The 24,982-nt window shown below is 35.0% G+C and carries 22 protein-coding genes; 8 read left to right on the top strand and 14 right to left on the bottom strand.

Going from position 1 to position 24,982, the window contains the following annotated elements; all coding sequences use genetic code 11:
• Positions 1 to 168 carry a hypothetical protein gene (locus METLIM_RS16350; protein ID WP_157202190.1) on the bottom strand — a complete coding sequence of 56 codons (168 nt, stop codon included), beginning with the start codon at positions 166 to 168 and terminating at the stop codon, positions 1 to 3.
• A gap of 510 nt (positions 169 to 678) precedes the next feature.
• Between METLIM_RS16350 and METLIM_RS01240 the strand changes: the two genes are divergently transcribed.
• The 7 genes from METLIM_RS01240 to METLIM_RS01210 all read left to right on the top strand — a co-directional run bounded on the left by METLIM_RS01240 (position 679) and on the right by METLIM_RS01210 (position 9,468).
• Positions 679 to 1,974 carry a glycosyltransferase family 2 protein gene (locus tag METLIM_RS01240; RefSeq protein ID WP_004076040.1) on the top strand — a complete coding sequence of 432 codons (1,296 nt, stop codon included), beginning with the start codon at positions 679 to 681 and terminating at the stop codon, positions 1,972 to 1,974.
• A 75-nt stretch (positions 1,975 to 2,049) separates the two neighbouring features.
• Positions 2,050 to 2,910: a dTDP-4-dehydrorhamnose reductase family protein gene (locus METLIM_RS01235; RefSeq protein WP_245543566.1), complete on the top strand. Its 861-nt coding sequence runs from the start codon at positions 2,050 to 2,052 to the stop codon at positions 2,908 to 2,910.
• Positions 2,911 to 2,919: 9 nt separating this feature from the next.
• Positions 2,920 to 3,978: a polysaccharide biosynthesis protein gene (locus tag METLIM_RS01230; protein WP_004076038.1), complete on the top strand. Its 1,059-nt coding sequence runs from the start codon at positions 2,920 to 2,922 to the stop codon at positions 3,976 to 3,978.
• Entirely contained in the window at positions 3,975 to 5,066 is a 1,092-nt protein-coding gene (gene wecB / locus METLIM_RS01225) for a non-hydrolyzing UDP-N-acetylglucosamine 2-epimerase (protein ID WP_004076037.1), read from the top strand. The genes METLIM_RS01230 and wecB overlap by 4 nt, the downstream gene beginning before the upstream one ends.
• Positions 5,067 to 5,149: 83 nt before the next feature.
• Entirely contained in the window at positions 5,150 to 6,280 is a 1,131-nt protein-coding gene (locus METLIM_RS01220) for a glycosyltransferase (RefSeq protein WP_217177992.1), read from the top strand.
• Between the two features lie 78 nt (positions 6,281 to 6,358).
• Positions 6,359 to 7,504, top strand: coding sequence for a glycosyltransferase (locus METLIM_RS01215; protein WP_004076035.1), 1,146 nt, complete (start codon positions 6,359 to 6,361; stop codon positions 7,502 to 7,504).
• A gap of 146 nt (positions 7,505 to 7,650) precedes the next feature.
• Positions 7,651 to 9,468, top strand: a complete 1,818-nt coding sequence (locus METLIM_RS01210) for a hypothetical protein (RefSeq protein ID WP_004076034.1) — start codon at positions 7,651 to 7,653, stop codon at positions 9,466 to 9,468.
• 46 nt (positions 9,469 to 9,514) lie between these two features.
• Here the strand turns inward: METLIM_RS01210 and METLIM_RS01205 are convergent, their stop codons facing one another.
• The 4 genes from METLIM_RS01205 to METLIM_RS01190 form a co-directional block, all read right to left on the bottom strand.
• On the bottom strand, positions 9,515 to 10,732 hold the full coding sequence (locus METLIM_RS01205; RefSeq protein ID WP_004076033.1) for a glycosyltransferase family protein: 1,218 nt from the start codon (positions 10,730 to 10,732) through the stop codon (positions 9,515 to 9,517).
• 154 nt (positions 10,733 to 10,886) lie between these two features.
• Positions 10,887 to 12,152 carry a nucleotide sugar dehydrogenase gene (locus tag METLIM_RS01200; protein ID WP_004076032.1) on the bottom strand — a complete coding sequence of 422 codons (1,266 nt, stop codon included), beginning with the start codon at positions 12,150 to 12,152 and terminating at the stop codon, positions 10,887 to 10,889.
• A 30-nt stretch (positions 12,153 to 12,182) separates the two neighbouring features.
• Positions 12,183 to 12,914 (bottom strand): class I SAM-dependent methyltransferase, encoded by a 732-nt coding sequence (locus METLIM_RS01195; RefSeq protein WP_004076031.1) that lies wholly within the window; start codon positions 12,912 to 12,914, stop codon positions 12,183 to 12,185.
• 105 nt (positions 12,915 to 13,019) lie between these two features.
• The gene (locus METLIM_RS01190) at positions 13,020 to 13,979 is read right to left on the bottom strand and encodes an SDR family oxidoreductase (protein ID WP_004076030.1); all 960 of its coding nucleotides are present in this window, start codon (positions 13,977 to 13,979) and stop codon (positions 13,020 to 13,022) included.
• A 151-nt stretch (positions 13,980 to 14,130) separates the two neighbouring features.
• Here METLIM_RS01190 and METLIM_RS01185 point away from each other — a divergent pair, with 151 nt between their 5' ends.
• Positions 14,131 to 15,576, top strand: coding sequence for a flippase (locus METLIM_RS01185; RefSeq protein WP_004076029.1), 1,446 nt, complete (start codon positions 14,131 to 14,133; stop codon positions 15,574 to 15,576).
• Here the strand turns inward: METLIM_RS01185 and METLIM_RS15310 are convergent.
• From METLIM_RS15310 to METLIM_RS01140, 9 genes are all read right to left on the bottom strand, one after another.
• Entirely contained in the window at positions 15,566 to 17,512 is a 1,947-nt protein-coding gene (locus tag METLIM_RS15310) for a polysaccharide pyruvyl transferase family protein (RefSeq protein ID WP_004076028.1), read from the bottom strand. The genes METLIM_RS01185 and METLIM_RS15310 overlap by 11 nt on opposite strands.
• Positions 17,513 to 17,532: 20 nt before the next feature.
• Positions 17,533 to 17,970, bottom strand: coding sequence for a GNAT family N-acetyltransferase (locus METLIM_RS01175; protein WP_217177991.1), 438 nt, complete (start codon positions 17,968 to 17,970; stop codon positions 17,533 to 17,535).
• Positions 17,971 to 18,101: 131 nt separating this feature from the next.
• Entirely contained in the window at positions 18,102 to 19,076 is a 975-nt protein-coding gene (locus METLIM_RS01170; RefSeq protein WP_004076026.1) for a GNAT family N-acetyltransferase, read from the bottom strand.
• Positions 19,069 to 20,118: a polysaccharide deacetylase family protein gene (locus METLIM_RS01165; protein ID WP_004076025.1), complete on the bottom strand. Its 1,050-nt coding sequence runs from the start codon at positions 20,116 to 20,118 to the stop codon at positions 19,069 to 19,071. The genes METLIM_RS01170 and METLIM_RS01165 overlap by 8 nt, the downstream gene beginning before the upstream one ends.
• Before the next feature lie 17 nt (positions 20,119 to 20,135).
• On the bottom strand, positions 20,136 to 21,299 hold the full coding sequence (locus tag METLIM_RS01160; protein WP_004076024.1) for a UDP-N-acetyl glucosamine 2-epimerase: 1,164 nt from the start codon (positions 21,297 to 21,299) through the stop codon (positions 20,136 to 20,138).
• Positions 21,300 to 21,333: 34 nt separating this feature from the next.
• Complete coding sequence (locus METLIM_RS01155) at positions 21,334 to 21,801, bottom strand: hypothetical protein (RefSeq protein ID WP_004076023.1); 468 nt, start codon at positions 21,799 to 21,801, stop codon at positions 21,334 to 21,336.
• Positions 21,802 to 21,818: 17 nt separating this feature from the next.
• Positions 21,819 to 22,100, bottom strand: coding sequence for a hypothetical protein (locus METLIM_RS01150; protein WP_004076022.1), 282 nt, complete (start codon positions 22,098 to 22,100; stop codon positions 21,819 to 21,821).
• 140 nt (positions 22,101 to 22,240) lie between these two features.
• Complete coding sequence (locus tag METLIM_RS01145; protein ID WP_004076021.1) at positions 22,241 to 23,866, bottom strand: nucleotide sugar dehydrogenase; 1,626 nt, start codon at positions 23,864 to 23,866, stop codon at positions 22,241 to 22,243.
• A gap of 197 nt (positions 23,867 to 24,063) precedes the next feature.
• Positions 24,064 to 24,981 (bottom strand): Gfo/Idh/MocA family protein, encoded by a 918-nt coding sequence (locus tag METLIM_RS01140; protein ID WP_004076020.1) that lies wholly within the window; start codon positions 24,979 to 24,981, stop codon positions 24,064 to 24,066.
• Position 24,982 lies beyond the last annotated feature (1 nt).

Here is a 24,982-nt window from a genome sequence, read left to right as displayed (position 1 = left end):
TTAGCGAAAAGCCCTGAGGTCAGGGCGTGTTCTCGAAGTGATACTTTCGCAGGGGTTGCCGGAAAAGTGGAAGCGGCATACTATAGTTGTGTCAGTGGGTTTATTCATCCGGGTTGTTGTGTCAGTGGGTTTATTCATCCGGGTTGTTGTATCAGTGGGTTCATTCATCTGGTGGTGTCTGAATGAATCAGTTGAGATGGAACAGGGAGCAGGAAGCACAGAGCAGAAATACAGGAGCAACCGGAATACCTTTTATTGGTTATTGTGGTTTTTGCGACTTTTGCGATGATTCCTGTGAGTTGTGACAACTCCACTGATTCATTCAGACACAACCCGGGTGGATGAATCCACTGATACAACTATGATGGGCCATACTTCAACTGCGATGAGTCATGATGCAGCTATAATGCAGCGATAACTCAACCTCAACCTCATCTCAAACTTAATCCTGACTTCGATATCAACCCCTGACTCCAATATCAACTTCTGAATCTACCTAAATATCAAAAGCATTTTTAATTCTTAAGTAGAACATAACTGGTAATAGTCTGGTATATAGTATTGATTGGCATAACCGGGTTACAATGCTATGATATATCCGGAGAGTGATTTCATAATATTTGGTTGGGATAAGTCATTGATTGGGCTAAGTCAGGATAAAGGGGGTTTCAGGGGCAATTGTCTGGCAATCTGACAGGACTGGATGGGAAAGATTCATGCTCGGATGGGGAATATTCATCCTTTGATGGGAATAATTCATACTCATATGTGGAAAATTCATCCTTAGGTGGGAAAGATTCGTCCTTAGATGGGAAAGATTCATCCTTTGATAGGGAAAATTCATCCTTTGATAGGGAAAATTCATCCTTTGATAGGGAAAATTCATCCTTTGATAGGGAAAATTCATCCTTTGATAGGGAAAATTCATCCTTAGGTGGAAAGAGTTCATGCGTCTGTGCAATAATTCCCTGCCTCAATGAAGAGCTTGTCATAGGCAGCCTTATCCTAAAAACCCTGCCGGAGGTTGACAGGGTAATTATAGTGGATGACGGCTCAACTGACAGAACGGCAGAGGTTGCAGAACTTGCCGGTGCCGAAGTTATAAGGTACGAAGAGAACCAGGGCAAAGCCTATGCATTAAAACGCGGCATTGAGGCAGCGCTAGAGAAAGGCTGCACAGCCGCAGTCCTCCTTGACGGTGACGGCCAGCACCACACAACTGATATTGAGAGGGTTCTGGCTCCGGTTATCGCCGGCGAGGCTGATCTCGTAATAGGATCCCGCTTCATAGACTTCGATGATGAAGACGAGGAAGCTGAGGGGGGGAAAGATGAGAGTGAGAAAGATGATGATGGAAATGGAACCAAAAACAACAATAAAGGTAATAACAACAAAAAAACTAAAAGCAGAAGCAATCAATGCAGGAACAAGGTCCCAAAATACCGGCGCCTTGGCCAGGTAACCCTTGACTATGCAACGAACCTGACCTGTGATAAAGAAATCAGACAAAACTCAAACTTCAAATCCACAGATTCGCAGTCCGGCTTTCGTGCCCTTGGCCCCAATGCCCTTGCAAACATGGATTTCATGTCAAACGGATACAACATAGAGTCTGACATGATAACCCACATGCTTGGAAAGGGTCTTAAGATCTGTGAGGTGCCCATCTCAGTCAGATACGATGTCCCAAACAAGCACAAAAAGAACCCAATTACTCATGGTTTTGGTGTCCTGGGAAGTATTGTGGGCAAGATCGGTTACAGCCGGCCCCTGCTAGTATTCGGCATACCCGGCCTCCTCCTATTCCTGGCAGGCCTCGTAAGTGGCGTCTTTGTAATATCCGAATACTACCACTTCGAGATATTTCACTACCTGATGCTGTTTATAAGCTTCAACTGCATTGTTATAGGCATGCTTCTGATAACGTCAGGGTTGATACTAAACTCTCTCTCATTAATGATGAAAAAGGGTTAATTCATTAAATTTAATTAATTTCCAAGAAAATAAGATATTCGAGGACTTTTGATGGTCGGGATTAATAATAAAATTATGGTTCTGGGTGCAAATGGCATGCTGGGACATAAATTAATACAGGTTCTTTCCAGGGATTTTGAAGTAGTGGGTACAATCAGGAAAGGTTCAGATAAATATTCAGAATATCCTTTTTTTAAAGATGTTAAATTAATAGAAGGGATAACAGCAGACAGATTCAATACTGTTTCAGAAGTGATTCAAAGAGAAAATCCAGATTTTGTTATTAATTGCATCGGAATAGTAAAACAGTTACCTGAAGCTCAGGATGCCATTCAGTCAATATCAATAAATGCTCTATTTCCACACCAATTGGCCAGTATTTGTGAGAGTACTGGTGGAAAACTAATTCATTATAGTACAGATTGTGTATTTTCGGGGAATAAAGGTGGGTATAAAGAGAACGATTTTCCGGATGCAAATGACCTTTATGGCAGAACTAAATTTCTTGGAGAAGCTAATTATCAAAATAGTCTTACACTAAGAACTTCAATTATTGGAAGAGAATTAAATGAAGGGCACAGTCTTGTGGAATGGTTTATCTCTCAAAATGGTGGGTCTGTTAAAGGCTTTAAAAAAGCGATATTCAGTGGTTTAACAACTCTTGAGCATGGGAATATTCTATGCAAAATAATAAATGAATCCCCGGATTTAACTGGCGTCTGGAATCTGGCTTCAGAACCAATAAGTAAATTTGATCTTTTAGATTCAATAAAAAAATACTATGGTTTGGATATCACCATTGAGTCAGATGAGAGTTTAGTTATTGACAGAAGTCTTGATGGGTCGTGTTTTAGAAATAGAACCGGAATAATTGTTCCCAATTGGGAAGATATGATTTCGGAAATGTACTTGGATGAAGTAAATTACAATATATGAGGTTTTTAAATGCTTAGTAATAAAACAATATTAGTTACAGGTGGTACCGGTTCTTTAGGTAAAGTATTAATTCGCAGACTTTTATCCGGTGAGATGGGTAATCCAAAAAAAATAATTGTTTTTTCACGTGATGAAGCAAAACAGCATGAAATGCGTGTAGATTATTTAAAAAAATATTCTGCAACAGATGAGATAATATATAACAATTTTAAACGTCTTCTGGATTTCAGAATTGGTGATGTCCGTAATTTCCATAGTGTAAGTCAGGTTCTGAAAAATGTTGATGTTGTATTTAATACAGCTGCTTTAAAGCAGGTTCCTTCATGCGAATACTTCCCATTTGAGGCAGTTCAGACAAACATTGAAGGCCCTCAGAATATAATCCGTGCAATATGTGAGCATAATCTTCCGGTTGAAACAGTAGTTGGGATTTCTACTGACAAAGCGTGCAAACCTGTGAATGTAATGGGAATGACAAAAGCAATTCAGGAAAGAATTTTTATTCGTGGAAACCTTGATACAGAAAATACAAGATTTATCTGTGTGCGGTATGGAAATGTTTTGGCATCCCGTGGTTCGGTTATTCCATTATTCCATGAGTTAATCAGGAATGGTGGACCTGTTACAATTACAACTCCTGAAATGACCAGATTTTTATTAAGTCTTGATAATGCTGTAGATGTTATTTTTGCTGCGGTACGGGAGGGTAAGAGAGGAGAAACATATATTCCCCGTGTACCATCTGCAAAGATCACTGATCTTGCTGATGTTCTTATAGGTGACAGGCCAATAAAAATAGAAGTTACTGGTGTCCGACCTGGTGAAAAGATCCATGAAATTTTGGTTTCTGAAGAAGAAGCTCACAGAACCATAAGAAGAGGAGATTATTATGTAATACTCCCTATTCTCCCTGAAATAGTGGATAATATTATTGAAACTGAAGTGCTTGGTAATGAGTACAGTTCTGCTGATAATCTGATGACAAAGGATGAAACCAGAAACCTGCTGAAATCATACAATCTTCTCCTTGAAGACAATAAAATCCAGGAAGGAGAGCTGATTCGTTGAAAATTATTACTGTTCTCGGAACTAGACCGGAAATAATTCGTTTAAGCAGAATTATTGAAAAACTGGATAAAATATGTGATCATGTTTTGGTTCATACCGGGCAAAATTATGACAAAAATCTGAATGATATTTTTTTTGATGAGCTAAATGTACGTTCTCCGGATTACTATCTTGGAATTCAGGGTAAAACATCAGGTGAACAGATTGGTAAAATCATTGAAAAATGTGAAAAGATTTTCTTAGAGGAAAAACCGGATAAACTTCTTATTTTAGGAGATACTAACAGCAGTTTATCTGCAATTGTTGCAAAAAGGCTGGGAATTCCTGTATATCATATGGAGGCCGGTAACAGATGTTATGATGACAGGGTCCCTGAAGAAGTTAATAGAAGGATTATTGACCATAGTAGTGACATTTTAATGCCATATACTGAAAGAAGTCGTGCTAACCTTTTGCATGAAGGAATTCAGGGTGAAAGAATTTTTGTAACCGGTAATCCAATAAATGAAGTTATTAATTATTATCAGTCTTCAATCGATTCATCTGAAATTTTAACGAAATTGGGTATTAAAAATAATGATTACTTCCTTGTAACTATGCATCGTGCAGAGAATGTAGATTCAGAACCACGTCTTAAATCACTGACTCAGGCACTCCAGAAGTTAAGCGATAAATATGGAATGAATGTTGTATGTAGTACACATCCACGGACTAAAGATCGCATGGAAAAGTATGGTTTGTCGCTTGATAATGACAGAATCCGGTTTTTAGAACCATTTGGTTTTTTTGATTTTGTAAATCTGGAAAAAAATGCTTTCTGTGTGATCAGTGACAGTGGAACTGTTCAGGAGGAGTGCTGCATATTGGGAGTACCAAATGTTACAATCAGGGATGTAACAGAAAGACCTGAAACAATAGAATGCGGCAGCAATATTCTTGCAGGTGCTGATCCCGAGACTATTGAACAGTGTGTACGCTGTGTGATGGAGCAGGAATCAGAATGGATAGTTCCGCCTGAATACCTTAAGAAAAATGTCAGTGACACAGTTATAAGGATTATATTTGGTTATAATCGCCGGACAGCATAATATTTTAGTGGCATAATATGAAAATCCTATTAGTTCAGGAAACAGACTGGCTTGAACGATACCCCCATACACAGCACCATCTGATGGAAAGGCTATCGCTTAAAGGACATAGTATTAAAGTAATAGATTATGCTTTCGACTGGAAAAAGGATAAAGATAAAAAAATCTTTCAGAGTAAACAGGAATTTCATGATGTAAAAAAGATATATGATGGTGCAGGAGTTGATGTGATTCGTCCTTCTGCACTGAGGATCCCTGTTCTGGAATATCCTTATCTTATTATTTCACATAATAATGAAATTCAAAAACAGATCCGGGAATTTAAACCTGATATAATAATTGGGTTTGGAATTCTTAATGCATATGTTGCATCCAGGCTTGCTAAAAAGTATAATATTCCATTTATTTACTACTGGATTGATGCTCTTGATACTTTAATTCCGGAAAAGACATTCCAGACTTTAGGAAGAATAATTGAAAGGAAAAGTATCAAGAATTCCAGGAAATATTTTGTCACAAATGAAAAACTTAAAGATCATATAATTGACCTTGGTGCAGAGAAAGATAAAATCGAGATCTTTAGTTCCGGCATTGATTTCAATGTGTTCAATGATAAAATTGATGGTTCAGCTATCCGTAAGCAATATGGCATAAAAGACAATGAAATAGTTCTTTTCTTTATGGGCTGGATTTATCATTTTTCAGGGCTAAAAGAGATAGCAGAAGAACTAGGCAAAGAGAAAGAATCGGGTAAGTATTCAAACATAAAACTGCTGGTTGTTGGTGAAGGTGATGCATACCCGGATCTTCAAAAACTGAGAGACCAATATCATCTTGAAGATCAGCTCTTCCTTACAGGAAGACAGCCCTACGAAAAGATTCCGGAGTATATTGCTTCATCTGATATTTGTATTCTCCCGGCCTACACTGATGAACCAACAATGAAGGATATTGTCCCAATTAAGATTTTGGAATATATGGCAATGGGTAAACCAGTTATTACAACCAGACTCCCCGGACTAATCAAAGAGTTTGGAGATGATAATGGTATTATTTATGCTAATTCACCAGACGAAACCATGAAAACTGCACAAGATTTTCTCTCTAAGGTTAATTGTCATGAATATGGGATAAAAGCGGGTGAATTTGTAAAAAAATATAATTGGGATTTAGTTATTAAAAGATTCGAAATAATTCTTTTATGTCTTATATGATTAATCAATAAATAATTTAAGAGTTAATTGGCAATTAATATTGTAAAATATGAGTGAGATATTGTTTTGTGGTAAATTATGAAAATATTACAAGTAATTCCTTTTTTTTCACCTATGTTTGGGGGTCCAGTTACTTCTACAGCAAATATTTCAAGTGAACTTGTCAAGCGTGGACATGATGTTACAATAATTTGTTCTGATTATATGATCGATATGGAATATCTATCTAAAATTAGAGACTGTGGTATTGATGTTGTGGTTTTCTCTTCTAAATTTAATTTAGGATTGTATATATTCTCACCTGGCATCAAGGTTTGGCTTATTAAAGAAATTCGAAAATATGATGTAATTCATATGCAACAGTATAGGGCGTATCAAAATGATGCTACTCGGAAATATGCTATTAAATATGGTATTCCATATATTGTCCAGGCCCGTGGTTCGGTACTGCCTTTTTTTGAAAAATCTATTGAAAAAAAGATATATGATCACATTTTTGGATTTAGACAATTAAGTGATGCATCTAAGGTTATTGCCTCAACTGAAATTGAAAAAAAACAATACATGCTAATGGGTGTTTCTGAGAATAAAATATGTATTGTTCCGAATGGTATAGATATAAATTATGCCAATTATTTACTGCCCAATAGTAGTTTTCGGGAAAGATTTGGTTTATCAACAGATGAAAAAATAATTTTGTCCTTAGGGAGAATACATAAGATAAAAGGTCTCGAATTTTTAATTTTGGCATTTTATGAGATATCAAAATCTATAGAAAATGTTAAATTAATTATTGCAGGACCTGATGAAGGAGAATTAAATAATCTAAAAGGATTGGTTGATGAATTAGAACTTAATACAAAGGTATTATTTATTGGTCCACAATATGGTACTGATAAAATAGAGGCTTATTGTGATTCTGATCTATTTGTTGTTTCATCAAAATATGAATCCTTTGGGAATACGATTATTGAATCATTAATATATGGAACACCAGTTATTTTAACACGGGAATGTCATATTTCAGAAGAAATTTATAAAGAACATTGTGGATATCTTGTTGATTATGGAAATGTTATTCAATTAAGTGAGATGATTAGATATGCAATAGAAAATCCTGAGGTCAATCTAAGAATGGTTGCAAATGGAAGACAGTACATTAGGAATCATTTTTCTTGGGATGTCATAATTAATAAATTAGAATATATTTATGGTGGAAAATAAGGGTGTATTTTGCTTGTATAGGTTTGAAATTAATTATAATTTTAACCCTAGATAATATGCATACTCATATATGTTTGCATGTATATGGGCTGTGTATTTAATGGAAACGATTATATTTCTAATGTGGAGGAAGAAGAGGGATTTATATGATTAAAGCTAATAACTATGGAAAATATTATATTTATTTTGAATATTTTTCAGCCTTAATCTGTTTTGTATTTTTGTTAATTTCAGTTATTTTATTTATTACTAGTGAACTTAAAACACTTGGAATTCTAATGATTGGAGTCTCATTTTTTTCATTATTGGGAGTAATTAATTATTTATTTCGAGATAATAGGTGTAAATATAATTGGACATTAGCTCGAAGTGTATGTTTTGGGAAGAATAATATTTATTATCTGATATTTATTGCATTATATGTTGGGTTGTTGGGTATACTTTACTTTGCAACTTATATTAAACCAATAGAATATTACATTTTGTTGTCTTTATTCGCATTGATGGTTATAGCAAATATATTATACGTTAGTAAAAAGTCAAGCTATAACGTATGTGTCTTACTCTTATTTATATTGGTTTTAGCTATTGTTGCTCGTGCATCTACATATTCAATAAATCCTTATATTACTGGGATAGATTCATATTATCATTTTAATAATATAAATTCCGTAATTGTTAGTGGTGAAATCAGTAGGGATTTTGATCAATATTATCATTTTCCTTCTTATTATTATTTATACGGAATTTGTGGCAATCTATTATCATTTTCAAAAAATACATTTCAGATTTTAAATATATCATTTTCTGTTGTATCAGTATTATTAGCATTTTCTATTGCAAGGTCTACATTCAATAGTAGTAAATCAGGTTTATTAGCTGCACTTTTAGTATCAATATCTACACTTAGTATTTATTGCGTTACATTTAATCAGGGGAAAATTGCCGGTATTTCTTTATTATTGTTGGTAATATTAATTTTGATTTCAATACATAAATATAAATCTCCTAAATACCCTATAATTCTTTGGTTTTCATTGATTGCTCTGTATTTCTGGCATCCCGAAGTGTCATTACCAGTAATTTTAATATTAGGTGCATATTTCATATTGTGCTTTGTATATAAATTATTTTTTTGCAAAAACTTTTATAATACTCCTTTTCTTAATATTTTGATTGGAGGGCCTTTGCTAACATATATCTTAATTTATATGTACCATTTATTTGTAATAAATACCTTCTTATCAAATTTAATAATTCATGAAATTTCCAAAGAGGGTTCAACTGGTTCAATGATGACAACTAGTAAATTATCAATTTTGGATATGTCTATTAATTTTTTTCTTCAACATTTTGTTTCATACCTTTGTATTTCATTTGTCATGTTCTTTTTAGTAATACAATTATTACTTTGGTTAAAAAAGCCGTCTAAGTTAAATATTTTATATTCCAGTATTGTAGTTTCTATTTTTCTAACACCTTTATTGGGTCTTGTAACTGGTAAAATGTCTCTAGGTGGTGAGAGATCTTTGATAGTAATATCAACAATTATACTAGTTTTTTCTTCAAATTCAATACTGAGGATAATATGTTCTCTGAGGAAAAAAAATCTCAATTTAATCAATAATAGAATTCCTATTATTTCAGTATTTCTAATCTTTTTCTTTTTTTTCTTTTTTACTACTACGTCATATTATAATTTTGATGGGAATAAAATATTCAACGATGAAATAAATATAGATAAGATCTATCTTACATATGAAGATAGATCTGCACTAAATTTTAGGAAAAATAATATTTTATGTATTGAGTGTGTGGAATATATGGTTTATAATGGTAATCTAATGCAAACAAAAAACCAAGCAAATTTTGTTTATAATAATGGAGAGAAATATTTTTTTGAAGACCTAAATAGTTCTTTGATTACAGGTCCTTATTATTTTGGGCATTGGCTCAGGTCTTGACGTGCCCATAAATTAGTGGGGCTATATTTTTATTTTAAATATAATCTTATTTATTATAATATCCTTCAGTATGTAATAGGGACTCATAAATGTTGTAATATTTCTCATTTACTAATTCGAAAGAAAATTTTTTGCTTAAATGTAGTGCACCCTCCATCATATTTTTTAACTTATCTGGTTCTTCTAAGAGATCTATTACTCCTTGAATAATTTCTTCTTCAGAAGTATTTCTATTGAACATTAGTGAACATTTCGCAAATTCATTCGAATGATCAACATCAGCTCTTATTACTGGTAGAGCACCACACATTAAATACTCGTATGTTTTATTTGGAGAAGTACGTACCCAATGAGTATCAGGTTTCATCAAAAGAAAACCTATATGTGAATTCTCTGTTATTTCAGCAGTTTTTGAGCGAGAGATCCTTCCTAAGTAGTTAAATTTATTTCCAAATTCTTGCTTTAAATCAGCCATTTTTTTGTTTATTTTTGGATCATTACATGTTCCACCTACATAACAGTTTACATTTGGAAACTTAAGCAGGACCTCCTTGTAAACAGCCAAAAGTAAATCTATATCTCTATTATAGTTATTTGCTAAAGATCCCACATATACTAAATTAATATCATTTTTTGAATTGGTTTCATCTATTTTATTATATATGTATTTTATATTATAATCTGATGTGCTTGGATAATTTGGAATTGTCGATATCTGAGCCATTGGAAACATATCTTTTATTTTTTGGTTGTGTTTTTCTGAAACAGAGATTATGCCATTAATATGTTTTTTTGCTCTAATTTCATATATTCTAGATAGTTTAGTAATTTTTATGCCTTTTATATTGATTTTTTTTTCATACACTTCGTGTCTATCATAAATGATTATGGATTTATTAAATATATTTTTCTTTAAGATTTTTGCAAGGTTCAAAAGAGCAGGATCATGAACATGAATTATTGTGGGTTCATATTTATTAATTTTGAGAGTTTTAATAGCTTTTTTTACATCCTTATATATTAAGTAACTGGAGTAATAAAACACTAAATATGATGAATATCTCTTTAAAAAGTTCGAATTACAATTAACATTAATTCGATAGCTTTTTTCTCCAAATTGGGAGTATAAACCAGATTTTAAATTAGGTTCACACCTGTTAAAATGTAATCTTGTAGTATTGATATTTTTAGATAATATATATTTTAAATGTCTCTCTATTCTACCATCCGATAAATAATGGTGATCCAATAATATTACTTGCATATTTTTAAATCCTCAACACTGTATTGGACTATGTGTGATAAGGATGCACGCTTAGAAATAATTTCTATTTCATTCCGATTAATCCTAAAAATAAGGTTATGCGCCACAATAATCACACTATAGAATTTACATGCCTAATGTTTGTCTAAATTAATTATAATTTTTTATAGTTGCTTCCTTCAATAATGTTATTGGGAATTTTGAATGAACCTGGTATATCCACTAATACAAATTTATCATCAATAAAAGTCAATAAACTTTCGATTTGTTGTTTTTGGAAAATATCATGTGGGGTGTTGAATATAATACAATCTATCACTATGTTATTTTTGTTCATTCTCTTACTTTCAAAATGTTGTGCCCCTAGTTTATTTATGCTAGTTAAAGAAAGAAGAGGATCATAACCATAGACTTCAATGCCCCATTCTTTAAGCTCCTTGATCATGTCTTCGACAGGGCTTTCTCTGGTGTCAGCGACATTTTCTTTATATGTAAGGCCCATTATCAGAACTTTGGCACCTTTTATGACTTTTCCGGCTTCAATTATGCCCTTTATGGCCATTTCAGCAACATGCTTTGGCATGTAGTCGTTAATGGCGCGTCCGGCAAGAATCACCTGTGGATGATAGCCAAGCTCCTTTGCTTTGTAGACTAGATAATAAGGATCAACCGGAATACAGTGACCACCAACTAGGCCGGGCCTGTACTGATGGAAATTCCATTTGGTTGATGCTGCATCAATGACTGCTTTTGTGTCAATATCCATCCGGCTGAAAATTAATGAGAGTTCATTCATCAGGGCAATGTTTAGATCACGCTGGATGTTTTCTATGACCTTTGCAGCCTCGGCAGTTTTGATATTTTGTGCTTTGTAAACTGTTGTTATAAGTCCGTATATCTCTGCAAGAGTTTCTGTTGTTTCCTCATCCATTCCGGAGATAATTTTTGTTATTTTGTCCAGAGTGTGTTCGTCATCACCGGGGTTTATTCTCTCCGGAGAATAACCTACTTTGAAATCCTGTCCGCATTTCATTCCGGATTCTTTCTCAAGTGCTGGAATTACTATCTCTTCTGTTGCACCGGGATACACAGTAGATTCAAGAACAACAATTGCACCGGCCTTGAGGTTCTGACCAACGGTGGTGGCTGCGGATTTAACATATGAGAGATCAGGCTCTTTGGATTTTAGAACCGGAGTTGGAACACATATTGCAATCATATCAGCTTCCTTTATCATTGCAGGATCTGATGTTACAATAAGTGGTGTTTTGGTTGAATCAGCTATCTGTTTTGCTTTTGCTTCAACAATTTCATAACCAATTGTTCTGATCTTCCCGGCAAAAGCTTCTGCAAGAGGAAGGCCAACATACCCAAGACCTACCACACAGATGGTTAGCTCATTTACTTTTTTTTCTTCCATTTTTGGCTCCTATAATTTATTTTATTAATATTAATTCATTTTACTAAGAATAAATCCAATTCTTCCATATCGTTTTATTCCCAATAAAGCCGTTTTATATGACTTTTTCCATTCATATTTGTAAGTTTTTTCAATTTTGAATCCAGCATCATTTATTAATTTTTCTAATTCATATTTTGAGTAAAAACAAACATTGAGTCCTAAAAGAAAATTATCATCTTTAAATTTATATCCTAAAATATTTTGAATTTTCAAAAGATAGAAAATAAGAAATTTTGAAATAGGGGGATATATATGTCCATCATAAAAAATATCCCCGAAAAGTAATTTAGAATCTGAATTCATAGTATCTTTGATATTTAATAATGATTCATATACTTTTTTTTTAGATAATTTTGGACTGGTGTCTACAATATGGTGGATAACATTGTTTATATGTACCGTATCATACGTCTCAGTAACATTTAATTTATTTGGAAGGCCTCCTTGAATTTTAATAATATTAATATTGTAATCATTTGCAGAATCTAGCATTTTTTTAGAGGGATCAACAATTGTCACTTTACAATTTGGCATATTTTTAACACAGGAATTAGCAAATTGTCCTCCTCCTCCCCCAATATCTAAAATCATTAATTTCTTATTTATATGGAGGAGAAGATAATCCATAAAATACTTGTCTATACGATCTATTGGAGATATATATGTTGAAAAATTTTTATCAAAAAAATCTCTTTCTGTTTGTTCATCTAAACTGATCATATTAAATCCTCTTAATTACTATATGTATAACTATTATAATGTGAAAAATACAACTATTAATCTGTTTGTTCTTAGATTAATATATAATTTTTGATAAAATTTACTCTAGATATTGTACCATTCTATTGTCTCCCTAAGCCCATCATTAAGACTGTATTCCGGTTTGTAATTGAATGCATTATTTGCTTTGGAAATGTCTGCAAGTGAATCCCTTACATCCTCCGCCCTTGGCTCTTTATATATTGGTTCTGTATGGAAGTTTAATATTTCCATTATGTTTTCTGCAAGATTATTTAGTGATATTCTCTCACCACAGGCTATATTGTAAAATCCGGTTGCATCAGACTCCATTGCTTTTACATTTGCCTGGATTACATTTTTGACATATGTAAAGTCACGGGTCTGTTCGCCGTTTCCGTAGATGATGGGCGCTTCATTGTTTAGAAGTTTCTTAATAAAATTCGGAATAACTGCTGCATACTGTGAATTAGGGTCCTGCTTTGGGCCGAAGACATTGAAGTAACGGAGAGCAACAGTGTCAAGGCCGTAGATATCTGTGAAGATTCCACAGTAGGTCTCACCTGCAAGTTTCTGGAGTGCATATGGTGAGAGGGGTGAAGGACACATTGTTTCAACCTTTGGCAGTGTTGGTGTATTGCCGTATACTGAGGATGAAGATGCGAATACTACCTTTCTGACACCGCAGTCACGGGCTGCAATAAGGACATTTAATGTACCTTCGATATTGACATTACTTGTTCTTGCTGGATCTGCAACTGATCTTGGAACTGATGGTATTGCTCCCTGGTGGAAGATTCCGTCTGCACCTTCAAACTCTTTTTTGAGGAGTTCCGGATCTGTTATGCTCCCCTTTACAAACCTCACAGAATTATCCAATCCTTCAGCAGATCCTGAATTGCCGGTTCTATTTTCAACAAGGTTTTTAATATTGACATATCGCCCGGTTGCCCCGTCATCAATTATTGTGACATCATGATCTTTCGCCAGATATTCCGAAAGATTTGAACCGATGAATCCCATACCACCGGTGACCACATAATGCATGGTATATATTGTTTTTAATAGTGTTTTGAAGTTTTGGTTTTGAATTCAGAATAGGCTTCAAATCTGTCCTGCCAACCCAAATCATCTCGGTAGAAAAACCGAAAAAGGAAGCCTTTATTCCAAAATAAATTAAAATCTTTATAATATCTAAATGCACCACAAAAAATTCATAAAAGATGTTGGTATAATCGGCATAACACAGGCAACAACGTCACTTGCAGCATTCCTCCTCCTGCCGCTCATAACAAAGACACTTGGCCCATATGACTACGGTATCTGGGCACAGATCTCAGTCACAGTCTCCCTGCTGACACCTCTTGGAATTATGGGCCTTCAGATGGCAGCTGTCCGGTTTCTTTCAGCCGAGAAGGATAAGCAAAAGATTCAGGAGAGTTTTTACTCAATACTCCTCTTTGTATTTGTAACAGGCCTGGTTATCTCGTCAGCTGTCTTTTTACTATCAGACAATATTGCATCCTTTATGCTCCAGGACGAAAGTGCATCATATTATGTAAAAGCCGGCGCCGGACTTATTCTTCTTGGGGCTGTCGGACAGATTGTTACATTTTACTTCCGGATTTTCCGGCAGATAAATTTCTTTGGTGCTCTTACTATTTACAAGTCGGTTGGACATCTTGTTCTGACAACAGTTCTTCTCCTGAATGGTTTTGGCCTTATGAGTGTCATAGGTGCAAACCTTATTGTAATGTTTACATTATTCCTTCTGGCGTTATTTTTTATCTACCGGCAGATTGGAATAGTTGTTCCAAAATTTTGTTACATAAAAGATTTCTTAAAATTCGGGGCACCGTTGACCCCAAATGGATTAATTCGATGGGTTACTGATTCTAGTGACAGGTATATAATTGGATTTTTACTGGGAGCTACAATGGTTGGTATTTACAATGCTGCTTATGCTATTGGTAGTTTAATCCAGTTATTTATCACTCCTCTACAGATGATCCTCTATCCGGAACTTGCACGATTATATGACGAGGGGGATCATGATACAGTCCGGCTGTATCTTTCAATGGCGGTCAAATATTTTAGTATGATTGCAATACCTGCTGTTTTTGGATTATTTGTGATTTCTGAGCCTTTGATTCTTTTGTTCACAACTGAAGAATTTGTTGAGGGCGCAGGTGTGATTCCTGTTGTTGCTTTAGGAGCTTTTTTTGCTGGATTATTTCAGATATTAATCAATATTCCATTATTAGTAAAGAAGACGAAATTAAATTTATATATACAACTATCTGCTGCAATTGCAAATTTGGTATTAAATATTATATTGATTCCAATATTAGGAATAATAGGTGCGGCATATGCGACTTTATTATCATTTCTCATTATGTTGGCATTATGCCATTGTATTAATGTTAATTATTATATGATAAACTATGATTATATTGCATTTTTGAAATGCATAATTGCATCTGGATTTATGTTATTTCCTTTATTAATATTTAATAATAATTCTTTTGCTTCCCTTATTGAGGCAATAATAATTAGTATGATTGTTTATTTTATTTCACTGGCGCTATTAAAATTTTTCTCTATAAAAGAAAGAAAATTTATAATATCAATATTTAAGAGGTAATCTGATAGCTATTTAGATCTTTTATAATACAAATATTCTTGTTACTAATGTAATAAAAATAGATCTCATATTTATCCTTATTTGCAAATTTGGTGATAAATAATTTAAAACTCTCAGGACTCCAAAAATTAATATGTCCTAAAAAAGTATCCTTTCTGCCATCAGGGACACTTATTATTAATTTTCCATTTTCTTTTAGGGAACTTAACAAGTTTTTTAATGCATTTTCAGGATTTTCAAGGTGTTCTAATACTTCTGTGCAGATTATAACATCAAACAAATTATTCAATAGAGAATATATATCATGTACAAAAAAAGAATCCATTTGATAGATTTTTTTACATTTTTCAATTTTTTCCGAGGAAAAATCACATCCATAAACAAATTTTGAGACATTCTCTTTCTTCAATTTATTGACAAGAACGCCTGAACCACAACCAACATCTAAGATCTCCAAGTCTGGGTTATCAATATTTTTTTTGATTAGAGGATAGATTTGTTCAATAAATTTTGTATCACTTTGAATGTTTTTAAGAAAATGGTTTAGATTAGAATTCAATTTGTTTACATTTTCAAGTTGATTGTGCTTTATCGCAGACATATTATTATTTAGGGAATTTTCTTCAAATATACATCTATTTAAAAGAGAAAAGTTCTCTTTGGCTTTCTTTTTTACTTCCGGTATTTTTTCTTCAAGAAGAACTTTTATTTTATCTTTATTAATCCAGCATTTGTCAAATTTATTGATCATATCTTCAGTTGAAGCTGGATTGCATATATATTCTTCAACACCTGCAAGCCGGGCAAATCCCCTTAACTTGTGGGCCTTTGGTTCATGCCCATAATCAATAATTACCGTTGGAATACATTGAGAAAGACCACCTACTGCTCCATGGATTCTTCCGCTGATTAGCAGATCGCACTCACCAATTATTGCTTTTGACTGTGCTGCATTGTATAGTCCATCCAGCTGAATAATTCTGTTTAAATCAATATTATCCCTTTTTAATAATTCAATAATTTGAGAAATGATGGCATGATCATTACCTTTAATTAAATTATTTTCAGCATCAGTTCTATTCTGATGACTCATTAAAAGGACATTTACATCTTCTTTTGATATAATGTGTTTTATCAATTCAACAAATGGAATCAACTCATATTCCTCTCTTGGAAGTTTGTTGAATGGTGCTTCTGCCATGTTCCATCCGCATATAATCATACCAACAAGAGGTCTTTCCTTTGGAATGATTCCTTCCTTTTTTAGAATGATTTCAGCATCCTCTTTTGGGAGAGGTTTAAACAAAAAAGCGGGGCATGCAGTACTATACATATGGTCTTCCTTTACACCAAGTTCCTTTAAAATTTCAGTACTTATGGGATCCCTGTTGGTAATTAGGTCAATACTGTTTAATGCTTTTTTAGCAATGATTTGTCTCCATTTGGATGAAAAAGGCCCTGGAGATCCTATAAATGCTACAACTGGTTTACCCAACATTTTTGAAATAAAGATCTCTGCATTGTCCTCCAAAAATTTAAGATTAGAAGCATTGTCTCCATAAACATCGCCGCTGAAATCTATGATTAGATCAGAACTATTAATTTCTGATAGTAATTTGCTTTTTTTAACCAAAAAAATACTATTCTTCTTTTTTAGATTTTTATAACCATAATTTAAAGAACTCAATATGAGATCTTTAGATGTAATTAAACCTGTACGCGGTCCATAAGTCCAGAATCTTTTATCATGTATTGATGAAATTTCAAAATTATTACAAAATTCATCAGACATCTGAATAGACGTTGAGATTTCAGCCTCCGGAAATTTTGTCTTTAATTCAATTATCAATGGTTCCATAATAGCATAGTTTCCTAGATTATGGTATTCCATTCCTCCTAAACCTGAAGATGTTAATCCTAAGATAAGTATTTTCATAAATTCCCTCATTGTTAAATTCAATCTTTAAAACATAATTCCATTAAGTAACAGTTCTTTTTTAATCCACAAATATTCTCTGTTTCACCAATAATTATAAATCCATATGATTTGTATAGATTTATTGCAGCTTGGTTTTTGCAGTCCACATATAGTGCTATTTTTGAAATATTATTAAATTTTAATTCGTTAATACTCTCTTTTAATAATATTTTTGCAAATCCTTTTTTGCGTTCTTTATGTGTTATAGCAATTGAATATAATGTAGCCTTTTTAATTAGCTTCAAATTTTCTAATTTTATGTGTATGTAATATATACAATACCCCACCACATCACCATCATATTTTAAAATATAAAATGTATGATTAAATAATTTACAATATTTTTTTATCTTTTTTCCAGCATTACCACCAAAAGATTCTCTATAAATTAACAGTACATGTTTTAAACTGTTCAAATCACATTTGGAAATACTATTACAAGAATTTATATAATGATAACTGGAAATAATGCTTCCAAAACAATCTTTTAAATTGCGATTAATATTATTAAGTTGATTAATTCCAATAGAGAATAGTCTTTTATGATTCATTTTTTTGCCATTGAAATTATATTTGATTTTTTCTCTATTGAAAGATAAGTCTTTAAACTAGGGTTAAATCCAGTGATGAACTCAGTTAATTGAGTTGTATTTCCGGCCATAAGGTTCATTGTACCAAATCCTTTCTCTTTGAAATAATTGAATGCATGGTCAAGTAATAGATGATATCCTCCAGTTTTTCTTAAGTTGATGTCTGTTGCAGCTGTCCACCTATGAACATAATTACTGTCATGAACAAAAATTTCTGCTGCAACCCATTGATCCTCCTTTGTTTTTGAAACAAACATTTTTCCTTTATCATTATCTGAAATATATTTGAACATCTTGCTAAGATAATTATTATCAACGGGCGTATTTAGGCCTTGGTGTTTAAATGTATGTTCAAATAATGAAAAATATGCATCAATGTCCTTGGATTCTTCAATAAAAATTTCATTTCCAAGTGCTTTTTTAATATTCCTTTTAACATCTCTTGAATAATTTAAATTATTTAGGTCTAATAGATAGGTGTAATATACTTTATCATTCCAATTATTCCACTTAAATTCTCTTATATCAGAAATACCAATAGGGTTTTTAATTATAATGTAGGGAAGATTTAACTTTTCAAGATGAATTCTTAAGGCTCTAAGGATATCATTTTGATTTCTTTCATATTTTCGAATGTTTTCCTTAGGGTAATCCTTAATTACAATTCCACTATATGGCATCATGCCTTCCGTGTTTGAACCAATTTTTAATAATTTTTTATACCTCTTTGTAAATATTGGACAGCCAGCAACAATATCATTTTCTATAAAACATCCATATATTGATAAATCAGAATTCAGTGATTCACTTGTTAGTTTTAACCATTCCGAATTAGAAAAAATTGTTCCTGAGGATGATTCCTGTACTAATTCATCCCACGCTTGATATTCGGAACTTTCAAGAATTTTAGTATAGTACTTTTCTTCAGACATATGTTGTCTCCAGATGTTCAGATATTGACAACCCATCAGTTATCCAAGCGTTTTTTTGATTGCAGTAGTTCAGTATTTCCTCGTAGAATCTGAGTTCAGGCGTGTCACTTTGCAGGTATGTGTTGTGCCATAATAGGGTGAAAACACCGTTTAGCTCTGCAACTTTATCTATCATGCTCTTTGCAAGGTTCATTGCTGTGTCGTAGTTTAACTTCATGTATGAGTGCAGGATTGTACAGTCCATGACAGCCAGTGGGATTTCTGTTATGTTGATGAATTCATTTGTGTTTAAGTTGTATGGCCGGAAAGGATGGCACATGCCATTCCTGAAACCAACACAGTCAGCGTAGCCAAAGGTTGTATCATATTTAAACCCGGCATGGGCAAGGTGCTCCCAGGTATCAGGTGTTTTGAAATGAAGGAAATGGTTCCGGTAGCCTATGACTTCTGAACCAAGTGCATCCTCAAGTCGCTTTTTTTCTTCGCAGATCTTTTCATATAAATTGTAAGCATCATGTCCACCGTGAAGACCTACTTCCAATCCCCGATCTCTTATGTATCTTATATCATCTTTAAAGTCCATGATGTCATATGTGTAATCCTGATCACCGGGTTTTAAAGCAAGGAAATAAAAACTTGACTTTGCACCATATTTCTCTTCGACATCCATTATTTCTTCAAAGTTGCAGAGAGGTTGCTTTTTGTTGCAAATACTCTTTAAATTTTTAGAAAATTCAGCTTTGTCTTTCTTATATGTGGATTTGGCGATATGAAAGCACTTGCCCGGAATTTTTCTGTAAACACTGTCAATATCATGAGTTAGGCAGACTGCGAATTTTTTCCCGTCCGGATATTCTGGTTTATATCCTGATTTAAAGAGAAATTCTGATACATCAGGCTCAAAGATGTTTCTGGTTTTACTCAGATAATATGGAAATCTGTCAAATCGGTCCCTGAATATAGGTTCATACTCCTCCTTTCTTGTAAAATGATCCCACAAATCCGGCTGGCTTTTTAATAATTCAAAATATTTATTGTCCATTTATTTGCCTGACCCCTTTATTTTATCTCAGTGTAAAAGGAATTAATTTCATCAACAATATTAGATGCAGAATTACCTATTCCAAATATATCATGGTTAAAGGATAACTCAGATTTACAATCCAAAGTGCCTGATATTATTTTATCTCTATCAGCTCCGGTTAGAATGTTCATTCCATCTTGGAGGGTCTCAACCCATTCTGTATTTTCTCGGAGGGTTATGCAGGGAACATTAAGGATATAAGCCTCTTTCTGGATTCCACCGGAGTCTGTCAGGATTATCTTTGCATTTGACATTAAATGTAGCATGTCAAGGTAAGGCAAAGGATCAAGGATGATAAGGTTTTCCGGCATTTTTTCATATAGATCGTATTCTTTGAGGCACTTTACTGTTCTGGGGTGTACAGGGAATATTATTGAAGTTTTTTCAGAATTGATTATTTCAGAGAAGGCCTCAATGATGTTTGTTAAGTTTTCTCTGGAATCAGTATTGGCTGGTCTGTGAACTGTTGCAACGTAATACTTTCCTTTTTTGTCCTCAAAATTCAATTCATTGAGTATTGTTGATTTTTCCCTGGCAATTTTTAGATTGTATTGGAGGGCATCAACCATTACATCGCCGGTAAGATAAACTCCTTTACCTTTAACTTTGCCTTTACTGCCCTTCCCATTGGTGTCTTGCGTTATTGACGCACTGCTGTCCTGTGTTATCCCTTCCTTGGCGAGATTGTCAACGGCGGTCTGGGTGGGGCAGAAGAGAAGGTCCGATAGGTGATCAGTCATAATCCGGTTAATCTCCTCGGGCATTGTTCTGTCAAAGGACCTCAGGCCGGCTTCAACGTGGGCTATAGGAATGTGAAGCTTTGCTGCTGCAAGGGCACCGGCAAGGGTTGAATTTGTATCGCCGTAAACCAAGACCATATCCGGCTGCTCTTTTATGAGGACTTTTTCAATTTCAATGAGCATCTTTCCGGTCTGCTCTCCCTGGCTGCCGGAACCGATATTGAGGTTGTAATTCGGCTTTGGGATATTTAACTGCTCAAAGAAGATGTCAGACATATTGGCATCGTAATGCTGGCCTGTGTGGACTAAGATCTCCTGGTGCTCTTTTCTAAGCACCCTTGATACAGGCGCACACTTGATAAACTGCGGGCGGGCACCGACTATTGATACGATTTTCATGATTTTTCAAAACACCCCTTAATTGTTATCTTTCTTATGGGTTATGCCATTTATTTTTTTGATCATCTTCTATGTCACCGTAGAGTTCTTTTAAGATAGGCATTATTTCATCTTTTTCAAAAAGTGTATGCTCTTTTAAAAAAGATCCTGCTCCGTTGTAATCATCGGGCGTTTCAGGACTGATGAGAATTTCATTGTCCATTATGTCCCTTATTAGAATTTTCATGTAATTGTGCTTATACTCACCATATTTGGCATTCCAGAAGAGACTTAAAAGGACGGGGGTAACAATAACTGAAAACAAAAAAATTACTGTAAGTGAATTTTTTAATAGTTGCATTAACTGATCTAATTCAGGATAGCCTAAAGCTAATAAAACCGGAATAAAAACTGCAATCAATGTTGTTAAATATGCTGTAAGAAATGTATTCCTCTGTCTCAGGACATTCTCAGCTTTATTTTGATAAAGAGTAAATAAAATCTCACTTTTCAATGTAATCATCACCCTTTGCTGCGGAATTAATGTTCTTTATTGGTCCTGAGCGATTTATTTAGTTTGATCTTTCCAAATTTTTCCATATCTTCCCGGTTCATATAATATGCAGGGTCCATAAGGAGATAATTACCATATTGGTCCAATACATAAAGAAGTAAAACTATTCCAATACCAATCACTCCGATACCTGCTATAATTCCCATAGCTAAAGTTGCAAGAAATGAAGCAAGAGTAAGGATTAATATTACTGATACTGCAAAGGTTATAAATTTCCTAAGACAATAAATTCCGTTGAAGATTGGCATTTTACCCCTGATTACTTTGTAATATCTACTTCTGAACTTAAATAGATGACTCTTCTCCAATTTTCTGTGACAACCTTCAAAAATCAGGAGATATTTATTCACCCCTAAATCAATGGACCTTAATGGTCATCCGGATCAATTCAATGAATCAGCTCGTGGTTGTTCTTGTCACCACGCCCAATGCCTTTGTAGATGAAGCCACCGCTGATCCACGTATCCGGGTCAATAACATTCCGGCCGTCAACGATTACAGGGCACTTCACTCCTGCTGTTTTAATAACCTCCTCCGGCTTCAGGCTGAAATACTCCTTATGCCCGGCAAGAACAGCAATGACATCAGCACCGGCAATGACTTCATCAAGATCCTGTGAGATGTTGTCACCATCATCAAGTCCGGGATAACTGAGGACATGAGGGTCATGGATGCTTACGTCTGCACCGGCATCTTTGCAGAGTCTGTAGTAGATCTCTGCCGGAGTATCTCGTGCATCATCAGAATTGGCAAGGAAGGCCCAGCCGAGTATAGCTACTTTGATTTTCCGATTGCCTTTTTCATTTGCTCTGTCAGTGTCATTGAATTCTTTACTGGATTTACTGAATTCTTTTCCGGCACGCGCAAGAGCAGCCTTCGTTAACGTAAGCATGTGGTGGGGCATGAAGTCGTTTATCTGCCTTGCAAGGACGTAGAGAGAATCTTTTCCTTCAGGGAAGTCCAGAGGTTCGAGTTGTCCGGCATTGAGATCCGTGTTGACAATCTTTACTCCACGCTCCAGGTGATAGGTGTCCTTTGTAAGACAATGCCCGCCAACACCGGCACCGGGCCAGAGCATTGCCCTTGTTATGCCTTCTCCCTTCAGGGAGTCAACGCCCCTTCTAACGTCATAGAAGTTTATGCCCATTGCCTCACAGTAAAGTGCCAGCTGGTTGGCAGCTGCGATCTGTAAGTCCCTGAAGGTGTTCTCGGCAGTCTTTGTGGTTTCTGCGGCTGTTGCAGACATTGGAATTAATTTTCCTTTGGTAAGCACAGGGCCGTAGAGTTCCATCGCACGCTTTGTGCTTGGTGAGTCAATGCCGTCCAGAAGGATTCCGTCCGGGCCGTAGCTTTTAATCCCGCCGACAATTCTGTCATGCTCACGGATATTTCTAAGGAGGCGCCCAACCATTACCCTCTCAGGTGCATGTGCAAGGCAGAAGTCCTCCCCGGCAACAAGTCCGGATTCTTCCTCAAGAATCTTCCTTGCCATACCTTCAGTCGTTCCTGGTGTGATTGTTGACTCAAGGACCACAAGGGTTCCGGGTGTTAAGTACCTGCCGGCATTTCTTATGCCCTCAATTAACGGTTCAAAGTTTGGAATCAGATCTTCCCTGCTCTCAAAAGGAGTCTGGATTGCAAGGGTTATAGCATCGCATTCAGAAAGCTTTGAGAAGTCAGATGTGCATTCAAACTTTCTGATTCCTTCACCTGCACTATCTTTATCCCCTGTTTTACCTTCTCCCTTTGCTTTCACAGAATCATTTCCGGTAACTTTACTGATTAACTCCTCAAGGCCGGGTTCCTCGCCTTTTAGAGGACTCTCACCCGAGTTGAGCATATCTATCTTATATCCGGATGTTTTGGAATTCCGCTGAAAACCATATACCTTCTCAAAATGGGGAACGTCTGCAAAGAGGACTGCGGCAGGGATACCTACATATCCCATGCCTATTACACCAATCTTCTTAACCGGGCCTCTTTTGCTGATGATTTCGCTTAATTTGTCACTCATATTTTCTCACTTTTATTGTATGCCTGCTCATCGTGTCTGAACTGTAATAATACACAGATTATTGCATATATTTCATTGTTTATCTGATTAATTCCAGCTATCTGATAATTGTATATATTTTATCAGTAATCTGATTAATTTCAGTATCTCATTAATTCAGGTTATCTGTGATATTTCCGGAATTCAGCTGAATACAGTTATATTCTGCATCTCTCTTTTAGTTCTTCGCATATTCTGAGGTTGTTATTCCCCTGCTTTGGAGTTACGGGAAAAGGCTTTCCGGTTCTGACACAGTCAACAAATTCTGAAAGTTCAACCTTAAGCGGCTCAAGCTTGTTGACCATGACCTTCTCAACGATATTCTCCTGGACATAACGGTCATCATCTATGCTGTAGTGCTCAGGCTTCCTGTGTATGTACACATCCCTGGACATGAAATCCCCTTCGATTGTGTAATCCTCCTCCTCAATGTATATCGAGCGGATCTTCTTTGAGGACTTCCGGCTGGCAGAGAGTGATATTGTCGTGCCGTTGGATTCAAACAGACCGGAGAATATATCAAAACTGCCGGAGCACCCGACTATTTCACATCCCATATCTCCGGTAAAGACATTCTCAATCAGATCAATGTCATGGATCATAAGGTCCTCAAGAACAGAACTGCCTGTAACCCTTGCAGAGGCCGGATTGTGCCTCTTGATCTCGATATATAGCGGGTCCCTGACAATTCTTTTTATCTCATTGATGATAGGATTAAACCTCTCAATATGCCCGACACCTACAACCAGGTCATCAGGGATAATTTTAATCAGTTCATCACCCTCCGCAGCTGTAAGACAGACCGGCTTTTCAATGAGCATATTTACTCCGGCATTCAAAACCTCTTTGGCAGTTGCAAAATGGTATGGTGTCGGCACAGCCATGCTGACGCAGTCAACCGATTGTAACATCTCACCCATCGAAGATGCGCATTCAGCTCCTATGCCCTCAGCAACATTCTCTGCCGCAGCCGTATTTAAATCAAAGACTGTTACAGAATCAACGCCTTTAAGCTCGGAATATACGCGGGCATGGTTTCTGCCCATAACTCCGACTCCAATAACCCCAACATCCATG

Source organism: Methanoplanus limicola DSM 2279 (genome assembly GCF_000243255.1).
In the GTDB taxonomy this organism is placed as follows: Archaea; Halobacteriota; Methanomicrobia; order Methanomicrobiales; family Methanomicrobiaceae; genus Methanoplanus; species Methanoplanus limicola.
This window is presented reverse-complemented; position numbering and strand designations above follow the sequence as displayed.

Coding starts and splice junctions, on each gene's coding strand:
- METLIM_RS01160 (WP_004076024.1), bottom strand. CDS start 21,299: ATGAAAATCGTATCAATAGTCGGTGCCCGCCCGCAGTTTATCAAGTGT.
- METLIM_RS01165 (WP_004076025.1), bottom strand. CDS start 20,118: ATGGACAATAAATATTTTGAATTATTAAAAAGCCAGCCGGATTTGTGG.
- METLIM_RS01215 (WP_004076035.1), top strand. CDS start 6,359: ATGAAAATATTACAAGTAATTCCTTTTTTTTCACCTATGTTTGGGGGT.
- METLIM_RS01190 (WP_004076030.1), bottom strand. CDS start 13,979: ATGCATTATGTGGTCACCGGTGGTATGGGATTCATCGGTTCAAATCTT.
- METLIM_RS01150 (WP_004076022.1), bottom strand. CDS start 22,100: ATGCCAATCTTCAACGGAATTTATTGTCTTAGGAAATTTATAACCTTT.
- METLIM_RS01140 (WP_004076020.1), bottom strand. CDS start 24,981: ATGGATGTTGGGGTTATTGGAGTCGGAGTTATGGGCAGAAACCATGCC.
- METLIM_RS01155 (WP_004076023.1), bottom strand. CDS start 21,801: ATGATTACATTGAAAAGTGAGATTTTATTTACTCTTTATCAAAATAAA.
- METLIM_RS16350 (WP_157202190.1), bottom strand. CDS start 168: ATGAATGAACCCACTGATACAACAACCCGGATGAATAAACCCACTGAC.
- METLIM_RS01200 (WP_004076032.1), bottom strand. CDS start 12,152: ATGGAAGAAAAAAAAGTAAATGAGCTAACCATCTGTGTGGTAGGTCTT.
- METLIM_RS01195 (WP_004076031.1), bottom strand. CDS start 12,914: ATGATCAGTTTAGATGAACAAACAGAAAGAGATTTTTTTGATAAAAAT.
- METLIM_RS01145 (WP_004076021.1), bottom strand. CDS start 23,866: ATGAGTGACAAATTAAGCGAAATCATCAGCAAAAGAGGCCCGGTTAAG.
- METLIM_RS01235 (WP_245543566.1), top strand. CDS start 2,050: ATGGTTCTGGGTGCAAATGGCATGCTGGGACATAAATTAATACAGGTT.
- METLIM_RS01210 (WP_004076034.1), top strand. CDS start 7,651: ATGATTAAAGCTAATAACTATGGAAAATATTATATTTATTTTGAATAT.
- METLIM_RS01185 (WP_004076029.1), top strand. CDS start 14,131: ATGCACCACAAAAAATTCATAAAAGATGTTGGTATAATCGGCATAACA.
- METLIM_RS01220 (WP_217177992.1), top strand. CDS start 5,150: ATGGAAAGGCTATCGCTTAAAGGACATAGTATTAAAGTAATAGATTAT.
- METLIM_RS15310 (WP_004076028.1), bottom strand. CDS start 17,512: ATGAAAATACTTATCTTAGGATTAACATCTTCAGGTTTAGGAGGAATG.
- METLIM_RS01205 (WP_004076033.1), bottom strand. CDS start 10,732: ATGCAAGTAATATTATTGGATCACCATTATTTATCGGATGGTAGAATA.
- METLIM_RS01230 (WP_004076038.1), top strand. CDS start 2,920: ATGCTTAGTAATAAAACAATATTAGTTACAGGTGGTACCGGTTCTTTA.
- METLIM_RS01170 (WP_004076026.1), bottom strand. CDS start 19,076: ATGTCTGAAGAAAAGTACTATACTAAAATTCTTGAAAGTTCCGAATAT.